Source organism: Thermogutta sp., from assembly GCF_014359955.1.
Taxonomy (GTDB): domain Bacteria; phylum Planctomycetota; class Planctomycetia; order Pirellulales; family Thermoguttaceae; genus Thermogutta.
This window is the reverse complement of the sequence record NZ_JACIYL010001038.1, coordinates 1-1,264: the sequence shown is the minus strand read 5'-3', so window position 1 is coordinate 1,264 and position 1,264 is coordinate 1. Positions and strand designations below refer to the sequence as shown.

At 56.7% G+C, this 1,264-nt stretch carries 2 protein-coding genes; both read right to left on the bottom strand.

Annotated elements, in window-relative coordinates; all coding sequences use genetic code 11:
• Nucleotides 1-484, bottom strand: a 484-nt coding sequence (locus H5U08_RS19215) for a protein kinase (RefSeq protein ID WP_297036909.1), incomplete at its 3' end; no start/stop codon positions are given.
• 112 nt (nt 485-596) lie between these two features.
• On the bottom strand, nt 597-1,264 hold a 668-nt coding region (locus tag H5U08_RS19210; protein WP_297036907.1), incomplete at its 5' end, for a glycosyltransferase.

Genomic DNA, 1,264 nt, shown 5'->3' with positions numbered 1-1,264 from the left:
GGTGAAGGTAGGAGACGGCCTCGATACACTGGAAAATGATCTTGCGGACCAGGTGGGCGTATTCCGGCAACCCGCGACGTATGAGGGATTTCATGTTCCCTCCGTTGAACCACTCCATGGCCAGGTAGGGGATGCCTTTGTCGGTGTTGAATTCGTAGATTTTGATGATTCGCTCGTCGTCGAACTGGCCGGCCACCTGGTACTCCCACCGTAACGATCGAATTTGTTCCCGATCCTTGCGAAATTTTTCCTGAAGGAATTTCAGCGCGATGTACCGATGGGTGGCGTCGTGGTAGGCCTGCCACAGTTGGGTGGTTGCCCCAAAATAGACGGGGTTGACCAGCCGGTAAGGCCCGATGAAGGAAGCTGCCGAAGTCACGGGATAACCTGACGCTGATGCTCTAACAAGACCCTGCTCGTTCTGTCCGATCTGCAACACCGGCGTGCCGGCCGCGGGGCTCGACTGCCCAGGAAGCCCCTGCACGTAACCATCCGCATCATCTTAACGGCTTTTTCCGGAGGAAACAATGACGAAAGCTGGGCAAGGCCGGTAATGTTTTGTCATTTTGTCTCATATGGCTATTCCGTCTGTCAGGTCAATCTTTCCGATTTTTCAGGATGTCCTCATAGACCTTCCTGATTTGCGCAGTCATCCGCTCGTGAGGGAAGCGCTCCATGCACAGGCGCCGTCCCCTTTCTGCCAACTGGGATCCTAGGCCTGGAGTTTCCATCAGTTGCGCGATCGCATGGGCCATGCCCAGCCAGTCCCGAGCCGGTACAAGGAAACCAGTTTCTCCAGTTTGTACAACCTCCCGCGCTCCGTCCACGTCATAGCTGACGACCGGTATTCCCGCCAGCAAAGCCTGCGGCAGGACTCGGGCAAGCCCCTCCCGCAGACTGGGATGAACCACCACATCCATGGCAGCCAGCCATTCAGGCAGTCTTTCCGGAGGGACGAGACCCGCCAAATGGAAGTAATTTCTCCAGCCAGCCTCGCGGATCTGACGTTCCAGCCGCGGTCGCAATACCCCGTCTCCCACCCACAGGAAGCGAATCTGAGGAAACCGCGGGATGAGGTATCCAGCCGCTCGCAGGATGTCCTCGTGCCCTTTGAGGTGAAAAAGCCGGGCGATGGTCCCTACCACGAAGTGGGCGTCGGTGTAACCAAGTTTTTCTCGCATCGTTTGGCGATGCTGGCGAGCCTGGAGAAATTGTTTGTCTTCAATCCCGCTGTAGATCGTCACGTATTTTTCACGGGGGGCTA